Below are 17594 nucleotides of genomic sequence, written 5' to 3'. Positions count from 1 at the left end.
GCCTCACAGGCCCGTCCGGATCCAGTACCTGCGCTTTTCCCCGCGCTCGTCCTCCAGAACGCCGCCGTTGGCCTCGATGACCCTGCGCGAAGCAGAGTTGACGACGTCACAGGTGGCGAGGAGGGACGCGATACCGACGGTGCGTGCGTACGGAAGACAGTCGCCCAGCATCGCGGTCGCGTGCCCGCGCCGCCGGGCGCTCGGGCGGACGGCATAGCCGATGTGGCCGCCCAGTTCGAGGAGGAACGGGCTGAGGCGGTGGCGGATCGTGAGCCGTCCGAGATACGTGTCGCTGTCGACGTACCAGAGGTTGGTGCTCGGGACCCAGCCCTCGGGACGCGGGCTCTCCTCACGCGAGTCGGCGTTGAGCCGCGCCACGTACGCGGCGAAGACCTCCGGCTCGTGCCAGGTCGCGCCGAACTCCCGGACCTCGTGCGCGAGAAGGGCGTCGGGGTTGAATCCCTCGGCGGCGAACTCCTTCATCGCGCCGAGGAACGACGCATAGACGTGGACGTCGGGGGCGATGAGGTGCGGCATCGCCCCATTGTGCCGGGACGTACGAAGGCCCGGCCACGGAGTTACCCCGCGGCCGGGCCTTCGCCCCGCGTTACTTGACTGTCAGCGGCAGCAGTTTCTTCCCGGTCGGGCCGATCTGAATGTCGAGGTCGAGCTGCGGGCACACCCCGCAATCGAAGCACGGCGTCCACCGGCAGTCCTCGACCTCGGTCTCGTCCAGGGAGTCCTGCCAGTCCTCCCAGAGCCAGTCCTTGTCGAGACCCGAGTCCAAGTGGTCCCAGGGCAGCACCTCTTCGTACGTGCGCTCCCGCGTCGTGTACCAGTCGACGTCCACGCCGAATTCCGGCAGCGTCTTCGCGGCGCTCGCCATCCACAGGTCGTACGAGAAGTACTCGCGCCAGCCGTCGAAGCGCCCGCCTGCCTCGTACACGGCGCGGATGACGGAACCGATGCGGCGGTCACCGCGCGAGAGCAGGCCCTCCACGATGCCGGGCTTGCCGTCGTGGTAGCGGAAGCCGATCGAGCGGCCGTACTTCTTGTCGGCGCGGATCTTGTCGCGGAGCTTCTTCAGCCGCGCGTCCGTCTCTTCGGCGCTCAGCTGCGGGGCCCACTGGAACGGCGTGTGCGGCTTGGGCACGAAGCCGCCGATCGACACCGTGCAGCGAATGTCGTTCTGCCCGGAAACCTTTCGGCCCTCGGCGATGACCTTGACCGCCATGTCGCCGATCTGGAGCACGTCCTCGTCGGTCTCGGTGGGCAGGCCGCACATGAAGTACAGCTTCACCTGGCGCCAGCCGTTGCTGTACGCCGTCGAGACCGTACGGATCAGGTCCTCTTCGGAGACCATCTTGTTGATGACCTTGCGCAGGCGCTCGGAGCCGCCCTCGGGGGCGAACGTCAGACCGGAGCGGCGGCCGTTGCGCGTCAGCTCGTTGGCGAGGTCCACGTTGAACGCGTCGACGCGGGTGGACGGCAGCGACAGGCCGACCTTGTCCTCCGTGTACCGGTCCGCCAGGCCCTTGGCGATGTCGCCGATCTCGGAGTGGTCCGCGGAGGAGAGCGAGAGTAGGCCGACTTCCTCGAAGCCGGTCGCTTTGAGGCCCTTCTCCACCATCTCGCCGATGCCGGTAATGGACCTCTCCCGCACCGGGCGCGTGATCATGCCCGCCTGGCAGAAGCGGCAGCCGCGCGTGCAGCCACGGAAGATCTCCACCGACATCCGCTCGTGGACGGTCTCGGCGAGCGGGACAAGCGGCTGCTTGGGGTAGGGCCACTCGTCGAGGTCCATGACGGTGTGCTTCGACACGCGCCACGGGACGCCGGAGCGGTTCGGTACAACGCGGCCGATGCGGCCGTCGGGCAGATACTCGACGTCGTAGAAGCGCGGGACGTACACGCCGCCCGTCCTGGCCAGGCGGAACAGCACCTCGTCGCGACCGCCGGGGCGGCCCTCCGCCTTCCAGGCGCGGATGATCTCGGTGATCTCCAGGACCGCCTGCTCGCCGTCGCCGATCACCGCGCAGTCGATGAACTCCGCGATCGGCTCGGGGTTGAAGGCCGCGTGGCCGCCCGCGAGCACGATCGGGTCGTCAAGCCCGCGGTCGACGGCGCTGAGGGGGATGCCCGCGAGGTCCAGGGCTGTGAGCATGTTGGTATAGCCGAGCTCGGTGGAGAAGGACAGCCCGAAGACGTCGAACTTCCCGACCGGCCGGTGGCTGTCCACCGTGAACTGCGGTACGCCGTGCTCACGCATCAGCGCTTCCAGGTCCGGCCACACGCTGTACGTACGCTCGGCGAGCACGCCCTCGCGCTCGTTCAGCACCTCGTAGAGGATCATGACGCCCTGGTTGGGGAGCCCGACCTCGTACGCGTCCGGGTACATGAGCGCCCAGCGGACGTCGCAGCTGTGCCAATCCTTGACCGTGGAGTTCAGCTCACCGCCGACGTACTGGATGGGCTTCTGCACATGAGGGAGCAGAGCTTCGAGCTGCGGGAAGACCGACTCGGACATCTCGTACCTTCGTGAGCTGGCATGGGGCGACTCTCAAGCCTAACCCGCTTGAGAGTCGCCCCAGCACGGCGATCAATACACCCCCGCGTGCGCGGGGAACAGAGCGCCCAGCGGACATCGCAGGCGTCCCAGTCCGGTTCACTTCCGCATCTGCGGAGCAGCCGTGCACCAGTACCAACGACCGGCCGCCTGTACGGCCCCGCGCCACTCACAGCACCGGCCGGGACGCCTTCGCCCACACCGCCGGGAGTTCGCGTTCGCGGGCATCCGCCGCCGCCTCCTCACGGCCGTACAGCAATCCCCAGGTGAACGCGGTCTCCCCCGCCGCATGCGCCTGCGCCGCGAGGAGGCGCAGTGCCTCGCGCGCCACGACGCTGTCCTGGTGGTCGCCGAGCTCCGTCTGCACCGCCTTCATCCGCTTGACGAAGCGCTTGGCGGGCTTGCCGAGCGCGGGTTTCGCCACCTCGCCCGCGTACCGGGCGCGCTTGGCGACCTTGCGGGCGCTGTGGATCGCCACGTCGCGTTCCTCGCCGGGCGGGAGCGCGAGTACGTGGGTGATCCGGGCGTCCAGCCGCTCGAACTCCTTGCAGGCCGCCTGAGCGAGCACGCTGTCGGCCGGGCCGGACGCGGCCTTGCGCAGCGGCGGGTCGGCGAGCAGCGCGTCCAGTGCGTCGAGCAGACCGAGGTAGCGCTCGCTGTCGAGAACGGCGACGGCCCGGCGACGCGAGTCCGATCCGCGCGCGACCGTCCAGCTGACCAGCCGCCCGCGCACCGGACCGAGCAGCAGGGTGACAGGCAGGGCGTCTATCCGGGAGCGAAGGCGTTCGGCAAGCACTTCGTGGTCGCGGGCGGCGCCCAGTTCGCCCGCGAGCCACTTGAGCTCTTCGCCGAGGGGCTCGGTGACGGTCCGGTCGAGGATTTTGCGGTACGTACGGAACGCGCTGCGCGTGCGGCGCGTGGCGACCCGCATCTGGTGGACGGAGTCGGGCAGGTCGCGGCGCACGGCGGGGTCGTACGCCTTGAGGGCGTCGGCCTGCTCCCGGAGGTACGCGAGGACGTGGTCACCCGCGGTCCGCGGGGGTGCGGGTGCGGGTTCCGGGGCTGCCGGTGCGCCGCCCGGACCGTCCTGTGAGGTCTCCGCCAGCGCCCTGGCCAGCTTCGACGGCGACGCGGCCGGGCGCAGTCCCGCCTTGCGCAGTCTCCTGTCGACCGCGTCGAGGAAGGCGGGGTCCCCGCCATCGGCGAGCTCGACCTCGATCTCGTCCCACTGAGCCGTACGTCCGCCGCCGGTGAGGCGTTCCGCACGCACGGCGTCCCTGCTGAGCTCGGCCAGCAGCGCGCCGTCCGCGTCGGCCAGGTGGTGGACGGCCCGGGAGGACAGCAGGCGCATCACGGGAACGAGTTCCGCGCCCCGGGTACGGGCGCGGACCAGGGATGCCAAGTCCTCGGGCACCGTCTCGGACACGGACGCCTCGGACAGGGGCGCGGTGATCTCGTCCCGTACCCCGGGCGCGACCGGCAGTTTGAGGTGCCAGCCCGCGTCCGCCCCTCCGGTTCTGCGGCGCAGGGTGAGGGAGGCGGCGGCGAGACGCAGGTCCGCCGTGTCGTAGTAGACGGCGTCGAGATCCACGACGCCCTTGTCCTGGACGGCCGAGACGCCGGCCACCCGGGTCAGGTCCGGCAGCCGGGTCTCGGGGGTTGCCTCGTATTTCCGCTCGATCTCGCGCTTCGTGTTGTCCGCCATGAACCGAATTTAGTGGTCACCGGCCCCGAACGGCACCCCCCACCTGGCCTGCCTACGCGGTGAGCGGGCGCTGCACCCTGATCGACTGGAGCAGCCCTATGGCGATCCACACCGCGAACATCGACGTGCCTCCGTACGACACGAACGGCAGCGGCAGGCCCGCGACCGGCATGATGCCGAGCGTCATCCCGACGTTCTCGAAGGACTGGAAGGCGAACCAGGCGATGATCCCGGCGGCGACGATCGTGCCGTACAGCTCGGTCGTCTCGCGCGCGATGCGGCAGGCGCGCCACAGGATGACGCCGAGCAGCACCAGGATCAGGCCCGCGCCGAGGAAACCGAGCTCCTCGCCCGCCACCGTGAAGACGAAGTCCGTCTGCTGTTCGGGGACGAACTGGCCGGTGGTCTGGGAGCCCTTGAACAGGCCCGTGCCGGTCAGTCCGCCCGATCCGATCGCGATCCGCGCCTGGTTGGTGTTGTAGCCGACGCCCGCCGGGTCGAGCTCGGGGTTGGCGAACGCCGCGAAGCGGTTGATCTGGTACTCGTCCAGCAGTCCCAGCGCCGTGATCAGTACGGCGCCGATGGCTCCGGCGCCGATCAGACCGAGGATCCAGCGGTTGGAGGCGCCGGAGGCCAGCAGCACCCCCAGCACTATCACCACCATCACCATCACCGAGCCGAGGTCCGGCATCAACATGACGATGGCCATCGGCAGCACCGCCAGGCCCAGTGACTTCGCGACCGTCCGGTGGTCGGGGTGCGCCTGGTCGCCCGCGTCCACCCGCGCGGCCAGCATCATCGCCATCCCCAGAATGATCGTGATCTTCACGAATTCGGAGGGCTGGAGGGAGAAGCCGCCGCCGACGACGATCCACGCGTGCGCGCCGTTGATGGTCGCGCCGAGCGGTGTGAGGACCAGCAGGATGAGCAGCACGGACAGCCCGTACAGGACCGGGACCGCGCCGCGCAGGGTGCGGTGGCCGAGCCAGATCGTGGCGATCATCAGCGTCACGCCGATGCCGGTGTTGAGGGCGTGGCGGACGAGGAAGTAGTACGGGTCGCCCTGGTTGAGCGAGGTGCGTCCGCGCGTCGCCGACCACACCAGCAGCGCGCCGACGAAGGAGAGCGCGAGCGCGGAGAACAGCAGCGGCCAGTCGAGCTTGCGCACCAGGGAGTCGCGGGCGGAGAGCCGGGACCACAGCCCGCCGCGCTCGGGCCCGTAACCGGGGACGGAGAAGCCATGTGTGCCCGCCATGACTCAGTCCCTCCGCGCGGGAGCGCCCGCGAGCTGTGCGTCCTGGGCCGGTTCTTTCTTCTTCTCCGGCCGGTACGGCTTGATCTCCGGGGCTTCGATGGAGCCGTCCGCCTCGATCTTGGGCAGCTTCTGCTGCGGCTTGGGGAGCAGGGCCTTCTTCAGGTCCTGCTTGCCCTTGTCGTCCAGTCCGTACATCGCCTCGTAGATATTGCGCACAGCGGGGCCCGATGCGCCGGAGCCCGTACCGCCCTGGGCGATCGTCATGATGATCGTGTAGTCACTGGTGTACGAGACGAACCAGGAGGTCGTCTGCTTGCCGTAGACCTCGGCGGTGCCCGTCTTGGCGTGCATCGGGATGTCGTCCTGCGGCCAGCCGCCGAAGCGCCAGGCGGCGGAGCCGGTGGTGGTGACTCCCGCGAGGGCTTTGTCTATCTGCGAGCGGGTTTTGGAGTCCATGGGGAGCTTGCCGTGGGACTTGGGCTTGATCTCCTGGACGGTCTTGCCGTCCGGGCTGATGACCGCCTTGCCGATGGTGGGGTTGTAGAGCGTGCCGCCGTTGGCGATGGCGGCATAGATCGTGGCCATCTGGATCGGGGTGACGAGGGTGTCGCCCTGGCCGATGGAGTAGTTGACGGAGTCACCCGCGCGCATCTGGTTGCCTTCGAGGCAGTTCTCGTACGCGATTTTCTCGACGTAGCTGCCGTTCTTCTTGCCCTGCTTGCACCAGCCCTCCTTGTTGGCCTCCCAGAAGCTCTGCTTCCACTGGCGGTCGGGGACGCGTCCGCTGACCTCGTTGGGGAGGTCGATGCCGGTCTCCTTGCCGAGGCCGAACTGGTGGGCGGTCTTGTAGAACCAGTCCTTGGGGTTCTTCTTGGGCTTGGTGCCGCCGTCCTTCTGCCACTGCTGGTGGGCGAGGCTGTAGAAGACGGTGTCGCAGGAGACCTCCAGGGCCCGGCCGAGGGTGATGTTGCCGTAGCCCTTGGACTCGAAGTTCTTGAAGACCTGGCCGCCGACGGAGTACGAGCTCGGGCAGCCGTAGTTGCCGTCGAACTCATAACCGGCGTTGACGGCGGCGGTGGAGGAGATGACCTTGAAGATCGAGCCGGGGGCCGCCTGGCCCTGGATCGCGCGGTTCAGCAGCGGGTAGTTGGAGTCCTTGCCGGTGAGCTTGGCGTAGTCCTTGCCGGAGATGCCGCCGACCCAGGCGTTGGGGTCGTACGTCGGCTGGGAGGCCATCGAGACGATCCGGCCGGTCTTGTTCTCCATCACCACGACGGCGCCGGCGTCGGCCTTGTAGTTCTCGTTGGTGTTCTTGTCGAACCCCTTGCGGGCTTCCTTCATCGCGTCGTTGAGTTCGTACTCGGCGACCGCCTGGACGCGCGCGTCGATGGAGGTGACGAGGTTGGCGCCGGGCTGGGCCTCGTCCTTGTCGGCCTCGCCGATGACGCGGCCGAGGTTGTCGACCTCGTAGCGGGTGACACCCGCCTTGCCGCGCAGCTCCTTGTCGTAGGTGCGCTCGATGCCCGAGCGGCCCACCTGGTCGGAGCGGAGGTACGGCGAGTCGCTGTCCTTGGCCTTGGTGATCTCCTCGTCCGTGACGGGCGAGAGGTAGCCGAGGACCTGCGCGGTGTTGGCCTTGCCGGGCGCGGTGTAGCGGCGTACGGCGGTGGGCTCGGCGGTGATGCCGGGGAAGTCCTCGGCGCGCTCGCGGATCTGCAGGGCCTGCTGGGTGGTGGCCTCGTCGGTGACCGGGATCGGCTGGTAGGGGGAGCCGTTCCAGCAGGGCTGCGGGGTCTTGGAGTCGCAGAGCCTGACCTTGTCCATGACGTCTTTCGGCTTCATGGACAGGACCTCGGCGAGGCGGGTGAGGACGCTCTTGCCGTCGTCCTCCATCGTCATCAGCTCGGTGCGGGAGGCGGAGACGACGAGACGGGTCTCGTTGTCGGCGAGCGGGACGCCGCGGGAGTCGAGGATCGAGCCGCGGACGGCGGGCTGGACGACCTGCTGGACGTGGTTGTTCTTCGCCTCGTCGGTGTACTCCTGGCCGTTGCGGATCTGGAGGTACCAGAGGCGTCCGCCGAGGGTGAGGAGGAGGGAGAAGACGAGCACCTGGATGACGATGAGCCGGATCTGGACCCGGGGCGTGCGTCCGGTCTCGGGAATGTTGCTCATGCTGCCGCCTCGCTCACGGTCGCGTCGCCCTTCACAGTCGCTTGACCCCCTTGATACGTCCGGCACGCGCGGCCCTGGACCGCGCCGCCTTGACCCGCAGTCCGCCGCGCCGGCCGCCGATGCGCAGTCCGGTGCCGGAGGAGAGCCAGCCCGACGCGATGTCGCCACCGCTGCCGCCGCCGCTCTGAGTGTCGGCGAGCGGATCGTTCTCGGAGCGTCTGGCGAGCGCCATGATCAGCGGCACGGTGAAGGGCGCGAGCAGCAGGTCGTATACGGCGGCGGTGAACAGCAGGCTGCCCAGGCCCACATGGCGGGCGGCGGTGTCGCCGACGAGGGCGCCCACCCCCGCGTACAGCAGGGTCGAGCCGATGGCGGCGCCGACGACCGCGAGCATCGGCGCGGTGGCCGATTTGAGCTGGCCCTTCTCGGGACGTACGAGTCCGGCGAGGTAGCCGATGACGCAGAGCACGAGCGCGTAGCGTCCGGCGGCGTGGTCGGCGGGCGGGGCGAGGTCGGCGAGCAGGCCCGCGCCGAAGCCGATGAAGGCGCCGGCCAGATGTCCGTAGACGAAAGCGAGGCCGAGTACGACGAGCAGCAGCAGGTCGGGGACGGCGCCGGGGAGTTGGAGGCGGGCGAGGACGGTGACCTGGATGACGAGGGCGACCACGACGAGTGTCGTGGAGAGCAGCATCCGGTTGAAACGCATGGCGGATCAGCTCCTACTGCTGCTCGTCAGTCCGGCCATTCGCTGACGGGGTGACCGTCACCGTGACCGTCGGGGTGGGCTTGGGCGCGGCGGGCTTGGGTGGCAGGACCACGTCACGCGGATCGGTCCGGGGCGCCTGGACGACGACGCCGACGATGTCGAGCTTGCTGAAGCCGACATACGGACGGACGTAGAGGTTCCGGGTGAGGTCACCGCCGGACGGGTCCACGCGGACGACCTCGCCGACCGGGACTCCGGGCACGAAGGGCTTGTCGGCCTGCGAGCCGAAGGTGACCAGCCGGTCGCCGTTCTTGACCTTGGCCTTGCCGTTGAGCAGCTGGACGGAGAGCGGCCGGTCGCCCTGGCCGGTGGCGAAGCCGAGTTCGTTGGTTTTCTCCATCCGGGTGCCGACGGTGAAGTCCGGGTCGCTGGCCAGCAGTACGGTCGCGGTGTCGGGGCCGACGGTGGTGACCCGGCCGACGAGTCCGTCGCCGTTGAGTACGGTCATATCGCGCGTGATGCCGTCGCGGGAGCCGATGTCGATCGTCACCGTCCAGGAGAAGCCCTGGGCCGCTCCTATGGCGATGACCTCGGCGCCCTTGATGCCGTACTGGCCGGCGCCGGCCTTCTTGAGCATGGTGTCGAGTTCACGTACCCGGCTGCGGTTGCGGTCGTCGCTGCCGAGGCGCTGCTTCAGAGCGGCGTTCTCACGCTCAAGTTCGCTGATGCGGTCGTGGCGCTCGCCGGAGTCGCGTACGGCTCCTATGGCGTTGCCGATGGGGTCGACCGCTGTCGCGACGCCCTTCTCGACCGGTCCGAAGACCGTGGCGGCGGCCTGCCTGGCGCCGTCGACCGGTGACTCCTCGCCACCGCGGATATCCACCGTGATCAAAGCGAACGCGATGGCGATCAGCAGCACCAGGAGCAGCCGGCTCTCCTTTGTGTCCCTCACGTGCGGCGGCCGTGCCTTCCTCGTAGGAATAGTGATCTTTGTATATCAACGATCCGCCGTACGGGTTGGCAGGCCCCCATACGGCGGATTCGGCTGTCGGCCAGATCGGTCGGTTCTGTCGGTTCGCCGGTTCTGCTAGCGGCGGGGCTGGGCGTCCAGTACCTGCTGGAGCGCCTCGAACTCCTCGACGCACTTGCCGGCACCGAGCGCCACCGAGTCCAGCGGGTCCTCGGCGATATGGATCGGCATTCCGGTCTCGCGGCGCAGCCGCTCGTCAAGGCCGCGCAGCAGCGCGCCGCCGCCGGTGAGGACGATGCCGCGGTCCATGACATCGCCGGAGAGCTCCGGCGGGCACTTGTCGAGGGTTGTCTTGACGGCGTCGACGATCGCGTTGACCGGTTCCTCGATGGCCTTGCGGACCTCGACGTCGGAGATCACCACGGTCTTGGGCAGGCCGGACACGAGGTCACGGCCGCGGATCTCGGTGTGCTCCTCCTTGCCGTTGGCGTACGCGGAACCAATGGTGATCTTGATGTTCTCGGCGGACCGCTCGCCGAGCAGGAGGGAGTACTCCTTCTTGACGTGCTGGATGATCGCGTTGTCCAGTTCGTCGCCGGCGACACGGATGGACTGTGCTGTGACGATTCCGCCCAGTGAGATGACGGCGACCTCGGTGGTCCCGCCGCCGATGTCTACCACCATGTTGCCGGTGGCTTCGTGGACGGGGAGTCCGGAGCCGATGGCCGCGGCCATGGGCTCCTCGATGATGTGCACCTGCCGGGCGCCCGCCTGCGTCGATGCCTCGATGACCGCACGGCGCTCGACGCCTGTGATGCCGGAGGGCACACAGACGACGACGCGGGGCCGGGCGAGATATCGGCGCTTGTGGATCTTCAGAATGAAGTAGCGGAGCATCCGCTCGGTGATCTCGAAGTCGGCGATGACGCCGTCCTTCAGCGGCCGGACGGCAACGATGTTGCCCGGTGTCCGGCCGATCATCTTCTTCGCCTCGGCGCCGACCGCCAGGATGCCGCCTGTGTTGGTGTTGATGGCGACGACGGACGGCTCGTTGAGGACGATCCCCCGGCCCCTGACGTACACCAGCGTGTTGGCGGTCCCGAGGTCGACAGCCATGTCACGGCCGATGAACGACATGTTGTTCCCCATGAGGATGCGTCTGGCCTTCCCATTCGAAGCGTTTGATGGCTTTTCAGGATGGCGAGGTGGGTGGTGCGCTGTGGCGTGGAGGCTCTCATCGTAATGCCGCCTGTACGGACACGGCGCGGTGGTCCACCTCTCTACAAGTGACGAGGTGTCGGTGCGATCCGTTCCCGAAAGGCGTGTTCATATGCCGGGGGGCGACCGAAATTCAATCGGTCGCCCCAGGTCATCAGCGCTGTTTGGCTGACTCTCGATCAGGACACGCCCGGGAAGAAAAGCTTGAGCTCCCGAATGGCGGACTCTTCGGAGTCCGAGGCGTGGATGAGGTTCTCGCGGACGATGGTGCCGAAATCGCCACGGATGGAGCCGCCCGGGGCCTGAATGGGGTCGGTGGGTCCCGCCAGCTGGCGTACGCCCTCGATGACGCGCTCGCCCTCGACGACGAGCGCGACGACGGGACCGGACTGCATGAACTCAAGGAGGGGCTCGTAGAAGGGCCGGCCGACGTGCTCGCCGTAGTGCTGCTCCAGGGTGGCCTGGTCCAGGTGGCGCAGCTCCAGTGCGGTGATGGTCCAGCCGGCCTTGCGCTCGATGCGGCCGATGATCTCGCCGATCAGCCCGCGCCTGACGGCGTCCGGCTTGAGGAGGACGAGGGTGCGCTGGGTCATGGTGTGCGGCTCCTTGCAGACATACGTGTGCGGTGAGGTGAGGCTACAGGGGGGCGGGGAGAGGGCGGCACCCGGACGGTGCGGGGGGGGCGCGGGCGCCCCGGGTACGGGCTGCGGGCCGCAGGGACTGGCCACCTGGCCACGGGTTACGCCACGGGTCACCGGCCCAGCCCCGGGCTGCGGCCACCGGCTACGGGCCACGAGCCGCCCCCGGCACTGGCTACCCGGCCCCGGGCCGCGGACCACCGGCTACGGGCCACGAGCCGCCCGACCGCGGACACAGGCCGCGGACCACCCGGCCGCGGACACGGGCCGCGGACCACTCGGCCGCGGACACAGGCCACCGCCCGCGGGCCAGGGTCACCCTGCCGCAGGCCGCGGACACAAGCCACGGACACGAGCCACGGCACGGGCCACCAGCCCCCCGGCCATAGGACGCAAGCCACCAGCGGACAAAGACACGGCCACCCGGGCACGGGCCCCAGACCACCCGGCGCAGACACGGGCCACCGGCACGGATCATCAGGCCACCCGGCCATGGACGTAGGCCACCGGCGGACACCGGCTGCGGGCCGGACACAGACACGGCCACCCGGGCACGGACCACCCAGCCGCGGGCCACAGTGCCACCCGGCCATGGGGTGCAGGCCACGGGCAACCGGCACGACTGCGGCTACCAGCCACGGGCCACCCGGCCACGGCAACCGGCCAGGGCCCGCCAGCTGCGGACCGCGGGGCCAGGCCACCGGCCGTGAGCCACAGGCATCACGAGTCACCGGCACCGGCCGGCACCGGCGCTACTGCGGCTGCGCCGCGAAGCGGGCCTTCGCCTCGTCGATCTTGCGGCCGTAGTGGATCGAGGCCCACCACAGGACCGCGAAGACCACGCCCAGGAAGAACATCGTCCCCAGCACGAAACCGCTCATGATCAGCCCGATCTGCAATGCCCAGCCGAGCTGCACCGCGCCCCGGCGCCCGAGCATTCCGCAGAGCAGCACGCTGAACGCCATCCCGATGGCGCAGACCGTCCAGACCGTCGCCATCGAGAGGTCGTCGGACTTCATGGCCACCAGACCGGCGAAGCCGATCACAAAGAACTCGCCGATCAAGGTCGTCGCACAGAGCGTACGCATCAGATGTCAGCCCCTCCCGAGCAGTAGCAGCCGGGCTTCGCCGACCGTGATCACAGAGCCGGTCACCAGCACCCCCGCGCCCGCGAACTCCGACTCCTCCTCGGCGAGCGTGATCGCCGCCTCCAGCGCGTCGTCCAGCCGCGGCTCCACCACCACCCGCTCGCCGCCGAAGACCTCCACGGCGACCGCCGCCAGCTCGTCGATGTCCATCGCGCGGTGACTCGAGTTCTGGGTGACGACGACCTCGGCGAAGATCGGCTCGTACGCTTCGAGGAGCCCCCTCACGTCCTTGTCGGCGCTCGCGCCGACCACGCCGATGAGCCGGGAGAACCCGAACGCCTCAGTGACGCCGTCGGCGCTCGCGCGGGCCCCCGAGGGGTTGTGCGCCGCGTCCAGCACGACCGTAGGACTTCGGCGTACCACCTCAAGGCGGCCGGGCGAGGTCACCGACGCGAACGCCTTGCGGATGGTCTCCATGTCCAGGGTGCGGGCCCGCTCCGCGCCGACGCCGAAGAACGCCTCGACCGCGGCGAGCGCCACCGCGGCATTGTGCGCCTGGTGCGCCCCGTACAGCGGGAGGAAGATCTCTTCGTACTCCCCGCCGAGGCCACGCAGGGTGACCATCTGGCCGCCGACCGCGACTTCGCGGGCGGCCACGCCGAACTCCATGCCCTCGCGCACGACCGTGGCGTCCGCCTCGACGGCCTTCTTGAGCATCACCTGCGCCGCGTCCACCGGCTGCTGCGCCAGGATCACCGTCGCACCCGGCTTGATGATCCCGGCCTTCTCGGCGGCGATCTCGGCGGAGGTGGTGCCGAGGCGGTCGGTGTGGTCCAGGGAGATGGGCGTGACAACGGCGACCGACGCGTCGATGACGTTCGTCGCGTCCCAGCTGCCGCCCATGCCGACCTCGACCACCGCCGCGTCCACGGGCGCGTCGGCGAAGGCGGCGAACGCCATGCCGGTGAGCACCTCGAAGAACGAGAGCCGGAACTCCTGGGCGGCGTCGACCATCTCGACGTACGGCTTGATGTCGTTGTACGTCTCGATGAAGCGCTCGGCGTCGATGGGAGAGCCGTCGAGGCTGATCCGCTCGGTGATCGACTGGACGTGCGGCGAGGTATACCGCCCGGTGCGCAGGTCGAAGGCGGAGAGCAGGGCCTCGATCATGCGGGCCGTGGACGTCTTGCCGTTGGTGCCGGTGATGTGGATGGAGGGGTACGCGCGCTGGGGCTCGCCCAGCACGTCCACCAGGGCCGCTATCCGGGTGACGGAGGGCTCCAGCTTGGTCTCGCCCCAGCGGCCGGCGAGCTCCTGCTCCACCGCGCGCAGCGCTTTGTCCACCTCCGGGTCGGCGGGCCGCGCGGGCACGGAATCAGCCAGGAGTGATCCGGCCGACGCGCGCAGGGTACGGCTGCCGGCCTCGATCACCGCCAGGTCGGGGTCGCGGTCGGTCTCGGCGGCGACGATGTCGTCGAATGGGTCGGGCTGCTTGCTCACGGACTCAGTCTACGGAGGAGGACTGACAGGAGGCGCGACCCGCCCCGGTCGAGCCGCTCGGAGGTGTCACAGGGCCGTATTGAAACGGGGAGCTTCCGTAACGGTGTGACCCCCGACGCCCCAAGGCGGGGGCGCTTGGGCGAGGATGTTCGAACCATATAAGTATCTGGAGGGGAACCCAGAAATGAGTTACAACCAGCCGGGCCCGTACGGCGGCCAGCCTCAGCAGCCTGATCCGTACGGTCAGCCGGGTCCCTACGGTCAGCAGCCGCCGCAGGCCCCGCAGCCCGGCTATGGCTACCCGCAGCAGCAGCCCCCGCAGGCCCCGCAGCCTGGTTACGGGTACCCCCAGCAGCAGCCGCCGCAGCAGCCCGGTTACGGGTACCCCCAGCAGCAGCCCCCGCAGCAGCAGGACCAGTGGGGCCAGCCCCAGCAGCCGGGCCCCTACGGCCAGCAGCCGTACGGCGGCGGCCAGGTACCGCCCCCGCCCGCACCCCCCAAGAAGAAGACGGGCCTGATCGTGGTGGCCTCGGTGGTGGCGCTCGCGGTGATAGCGGGTGGCGCGTACTTCCTGCTGGCCGGTGGCGGCGGCAACAGTGATGTCGCGGACGACACCAAGGGGTACAAGATCACTCCCGCGGCGTCGGTGGGCGATTACAAGAAGTCCGCGACGGGCGACAAAACGACCCCTCTGGACGATGAGCAGAAGAAGAGGGCTGAGGCAATCGGGGTCAAGGGCCCGCAGCAGGCCAGCAGCCAGTACGCGTCGGGTGACACCAGCGACCCCACCAAGGGCGGCAAGCAGCTGAGCCTCAGCGGCCTGCACGGCGAGATCGCCGACCCCGAGAAGACCATCGACGACTACTTGGCCAGCATCGAGAAGAACACGGGCGAGGGTGAGGAAAACCTCAAGTTCGAGCGGGTCGGCAGCCCAGAGACGTTCACCCCCGCGGGCTTCAAGGGCGCCCTGATGAAGTGCCAGACCCTCAAGTTCGCCAACCCGGAGGCTGACGGGTCGGTTAAGAACGGGCCCAAGGAGATATTGATTCCCACCTGTGTCTGGGCCGACTACTCCACCGTGGCCGGTGTGAACGTCATCGACGTGGCGGCGGCGGCGCTGGGCAAGAGCATGTCGCACAAGGAAGTCGCCGAGCTGACGGCGAAGCTCTACAACACCTCGCGCACCAAGGTCTGATCCCTCGGACCCGTACGCCGAAGGGGCGCCCGGCCAGGTGGACTGGCCGGGCGCCCCTTCGGCATTTCCACCTGGGCGGACACCGTAAAGGGCTAAAACCCGTGCGGCAACCACGGCGCGACGTCGCTCAAGAACGCCCCCGACGCCTCCCCCAGCGCCCCCAGCCGCAACTCCCGCACCCGCCCCGCACCCGCCAGCGCCCCCAGCGAGACCCCGCCCAGATACGCCGCCCCCAACTCCCGTACCGACAGCGCCAGATCCGCGTCGTCACCGGTCCGCTCGCACGACGCGCCCTTCGCGTCGCCCACGAGTCGCCAGCGCCCCGCGTTCCACGGGCAGAACGCGTCCTCGACCTCCAGCACCACATCCACCGGCGCCCGGTACGTACGCGCCTCCAGCGCCGCCCCCACCTCCACCAGCCGTACGAACATCCCGTCCCGCACCCGCAGTTCGCACCGCCGCACATCGTTGACCAGGTGCAGCAGCGGATCGTCCACGGGCCTGTTGCGCGCCACCACCTTCACCGTCAGGTCGATGGAGAACAGCAACCGCCACAGCGCCGCGTACGTCGCCGGGTCCAGCGCCTCGATGTGCCGCAGCTCGATGCTCCCTGCCGGACCCCGCCGGTCCCACCCCTGCTTGTTGTGGAAGCGGACGAATCCGACGATCTCCCCGTCCCGTTCGGCGACGACGCACCGCATCGGCCCCCCGCCGTCCCGCTCGTCCGGAGGGTCGAGCAGCGGCAGCCGTTCCCACCCCGGCCTGCGCGCGAGCATCCCCGGCCGGGAGCCGATGGAGCGGACGTACACCGCCTCGCACTCCGCCGCGACGTCCGCGACCTCGGCGAACCGTAATCGGACCGCGTCAGCGCCCTCCGGTGCGTCGATGCGCCCCTGGACCGTGTCGATATGGGCCGACAGCTGCTGCGTCGCGATGCCGTAGCCGAACCGCCCGTAGATCTCCGGCTCGGAGGCCGTCAGCACGGCCAGCGGCTCACCCCACGCCCGTACATCGTCGAGCTGGCGGCGCATCATCGAGGTGAGCACCCCGCGCCGCCGGTGCGTCGCCGCCACGCTCACCTGCGTTACGCCCGCCGCCGGGACCACCGCCCCGCCGGGCACCGAGACCCCGAACGAGAACGCCCCGGCCGTACCCACGCAGTCGTCGCCGTCCCAGGCGCCGATCGAGCGCTCGTGCTCGGTCAGCGCGTACCAGAGATCCTGCTCCTCCTGGGACTCACCGGCCCCGCCGAAGGCCAGCATCAACCTCCCGTACCACTGGCTCCATTCCGACGGACGCAGCACCCGCAGCTCTGTCGTCATATGCCATGACTACCAGGGCAGCGGCCCCAAGGCGACCCGATTTCGAACACATTGTCACTGGGGTCCCCCTGCACGGGAGGCGGGCGGGTGGATAGGGTCCACGACAATGGCTCGTGGCGCTGCGACAAACTCATTCGCCGCCCGGTTGCACAAGACAGTGCACCGGGCACGCATCGCCCTGCGCAAATCCGGGGTCGACTACTTCCGCGGCGACGGCTCCGACTGGATCGCGCTCGCCGCGCTGCTGCTGACCATCCCGGCGTTCACATGGGGCACGATCGTGGTGCCCGTATGGGTCTCCCCGGCGGCGCTGGTCCTCCCGATCGTGGCGGGCGGGCTACTGCTGCGCCCGGCGAGCCTCCTCGGTCTGTACGGGTCCGCCGCCGCGGCCCTGATCGTCGAGTCGGTCGTGCTCGGCCCGTACACCGCGGGCCCGGCGAGAGTCACCCCCGGCACGGTCCTGACCGTCGCGGCCTGCGGCTTCTTCGGGCTGCTCATCGCCCAGTTCAGGGCCCGGGTGGGCGTCCCGTGGCGGCGCGGCGGGACGATGCTCTTCGACCTGCGCGAACGCATCCGGGTGCAGAGCGCCCTGCCCCCGCTGCCGGCGGGCTGGCACCGCGAGATGGCGCTGCGCCCGGCCGGCGGCCAGTCCTTCTCCGGCGACTTCGTCGTCGCGGCCCGTACGAACGGCGGGCACACCCTTGAGGTCGTACTCACCGACGTATCCGGCAAGGGAATGGACGCGGCATCGCGCGCGCTGCTGCTCTCCGGCGCGTTCGGCGGCCTGCTCGGCTCGCTGCCGCCGCACGGCTTCCTGCCCGCGGCCAACGGCTATCTGCTCCGCCAGAACTGGGACGAGGGGTTCGCCACCTCCATCCATCTCGTCCTGGACTTGGACTCCGGGGACTACGAATTGCTGTCGGCGGGCCATCTTCCGGCGCTCCAGCTCCACGCGGGCAGCGGACGCTGGGAGGAGAAGGACACCGAGGGCCCGCTGCTCGGCATCTACGACGGTGCGCAGTTCGACCCGGTCAAGGGCACGCTGGCCCCCGGCGATGTGCTGATGCTGTTCACGGACGGCCTGGTGGAGGCGTCGGGCCGGGACATCAGCGAGGGCATCGACCGGCTCACCGGAGAGGCCGACCGCTATGTGTCCTCGGGGTTCGAGGGAGCGGCCTGGCATCTGATCGAGGCGGTCGCGAAGGACGTCAACGACGACCGGGCGCTGCTGTTGCTCTGCCGCAAGGCCTGACTGGCAC

The 17594-nt window shown here is 69.5% G+C and carries 14 protein-coding genes; 2 read left to right on the top strand and 12 right to left on the bottom strand.

The window, feature by feature from the left end; all coding sequences use genetic code 11:
- Nucleotides 1-3: 3 nt before the first annotated feature.
- The 11 genes from ACIHCQ_RS09660 to ACIHCQ_RS09610 form a co-directional block, all read right to left on the bottom strand.
- A complete protein-coding gene (locus ACIHCQ_RS09660) occupies nucleotides 4-537 on the bottom strand; it encodes a GNAT family N-acetyltransferase (RefSeq protein WP_399659593.1) in 534 nt (177 codons plus the stop codon).
- Nucleotides 538-607: 70 nt separating this feature from the next.
- Entirely contained in the window at nucleotides 608-2527 is a 1920-nt protein-coding gene (locus tag ACIHCQ_RS09655; protein ID WP_399659590.1) for a TIGR03960 family B12-binding radical SAM protein, read from the bottom strand.
- A 208-nt stretch (nucleotides 2528-2735) separates the two neighbouring features.
- Entirely contained in the window at nucleotides 2736-4271 is a 1536-nt protein-coding gene (locus ACIHCQ_RS09650; protein ID WP_399659587.1) for a CHAD domain-containing protein, read from the bottom strand.
- A 52-nt stretch (nucleotides 4272-4323) separates the two neighbouring features.
- On the bottom strand, nucleotides 4324-5526 hold the full coding sequence (gene rodA, locus ACIHCQ_RS09645) for a rod shape-determining protein RodA (RefSeq protein WP_399659584.1): 1203 nt from the start codon (nucleotides 5524-5526) through the stop codon (nucleotides 4324-4326).
- A gap of 3 nt (nucleotides 5527-5529) precedes the next feature.
- Nucleotides 5530-7698, bottom strand: a complete 2169-nt coding sequence (gene mrdA / locus ACIHCQ_RS09640; RefSeq protein WP_399659582.1) for a penicillin-binding protein 2 — start codon at nucleotides 7696-7698, stop codon at nucleotides 5530-5532.
- A gap of 31 nt (nucleotides 7699-7729) precedes the next feature.
- A complete protein-coding gene (mreD, locus tag ACIHCQ_RS09635) occupies nucleotides 7730-8404 on the bottom strand; it encodes a rod shape-determining protein MreD (protein ID WP_399659580.1) in 675 nt (224 codons plus the stop codon).
- A gap of 13 nt (nucleotides 8405-8417) precedes the next feature.
- The gene (gene mreC / locus ACIHCQ_RS09630) at nucleotides 8418-9356 is read right to left on the bottom strand and encodes a rod shape-determining protein MreC (protein WP_399659578.1); all 939 of its coding nucleotides are present in this window, start codon (nucleotides 9354-9356) and stop codon (nucleotides 8418-8420) included.
- 135 nt (nucleotides 9357-9491) lie between these two features.
- Nucleotides 9492-10511: a rod shape-determining protein gene (locus ACIHCQ_RS09625; protein WP_399660027.1), complete on the bottom strand. Its 1020-nt coding sequence runs from the start codon at nucleotides 10509-10511 to the stop codon at nucleotides 9492-9494.
- A gap of 260 nt (nucleotides 10512-10771) precedes the next feature.
- Nucleotides 10772-11185 carry a nucleoside-diphosphate kinase gene (ndk, locus tag ACIHCQ_RS09620; RefSeq protein ID WP_399659575.1) on the bottom strand — a complete coding sequence of 138 codons (414 nt, stop codon included), beginning with the start codon at nucleotides 11183-11185 and terminating at the stop codon, nucleotides 10772-10774.
- 797 nt (nucleotides 11186-11982) lie between these two features.
- Entirely contained in the window at nucleotides 11983-12318 is a 336-nt protein-coding gene (locus ACIHCQ_RS09615; protein ID WP_399659572.1) for a DUF4233 domain-containing protein, read from the bottom strand.
- 6 nt (nucleotides 12319-12324) lie between these two features.
- Complete coding sequence (locus ACIHCQ_RS09610) at nucleotides 12325-13818, bottom strand: bifunctional folylpolyglutamate synthase/dihydrofolate synthase (RefSeq protein ID WP_399659570.1); 1494 nt, start codon at nucleotides 13816-13818, stop codon at nucleotides 12325-12327.
- 184 nt (nucleotides 13819-14002) lie between these two features.
- Here ACIHCQ_RS09610 and ACIHCQ_RS09605 point away from each other — a divergent pair, with 184 nt between their 5' ends.
- Nucleotides 14003-15013 carry a hypothetical protein gene (locus ACIHCQ_RS09605; protein WP_399659567.1) on the top strand — a complete coding sequence of 337 codons (1011 nt, stop codon included), beginning with the start codon at nucleotides 14003-14005 and terminating at the stop codon, nucleotides 15011-15013.
- 92 nt (nucleotides 15014-15105) lie between these two features.
- Here the strand turns inward: ACIHCQ_RS09605 and ACIHCQ_RS09600 are convergent, their stop codons facing one another.
- Complete coding sequence (locus ACIHCQ_RS09600) at nucleotides 15106-16335, bottom strand: GNAT family N-acetyltransferase (protein ID WP_399659565.1); 1230 nt, start codon at nucleotides 16333-16335, stop codon at nucleotides 15106-15108.
- 106 nt (nucleotides 16336-16441) lie between these two features.
- On the opposite strand from ACIHCQ_RS09600, the gene ACIHCQ_RS09595 reads away from it, so the two are divergent.
- Nucleotides 16442-17587, top strand: coding sequence for a PP2C family protein-serine/threonine phosphatase (locus ACIHCQ_RS09595; protein ID WP_399659562.1), 1146 nt, complete (start codon nucleotides 16442-16444; stop codon nucleotides 17585-17587).
- Nucleotides 17588-17594 lie beyond the last annotated feature (7 nt).

The organism is Streptomyces sp. NPDC052236 (assembly GCF_044548015.1).
In the GTDB taxonomy this organism is placed as follows: domain Bacteria; phylum Actinomycetota; class Actinomycetes; order Streptomycetales; family Streptomycetaceae; genus Streptomyces.
The sequence above is the reverse complement of the archived record's forward strand: the minus strand, read 5'-3'. Positions and strand labels throughout refer to the sequence as shown.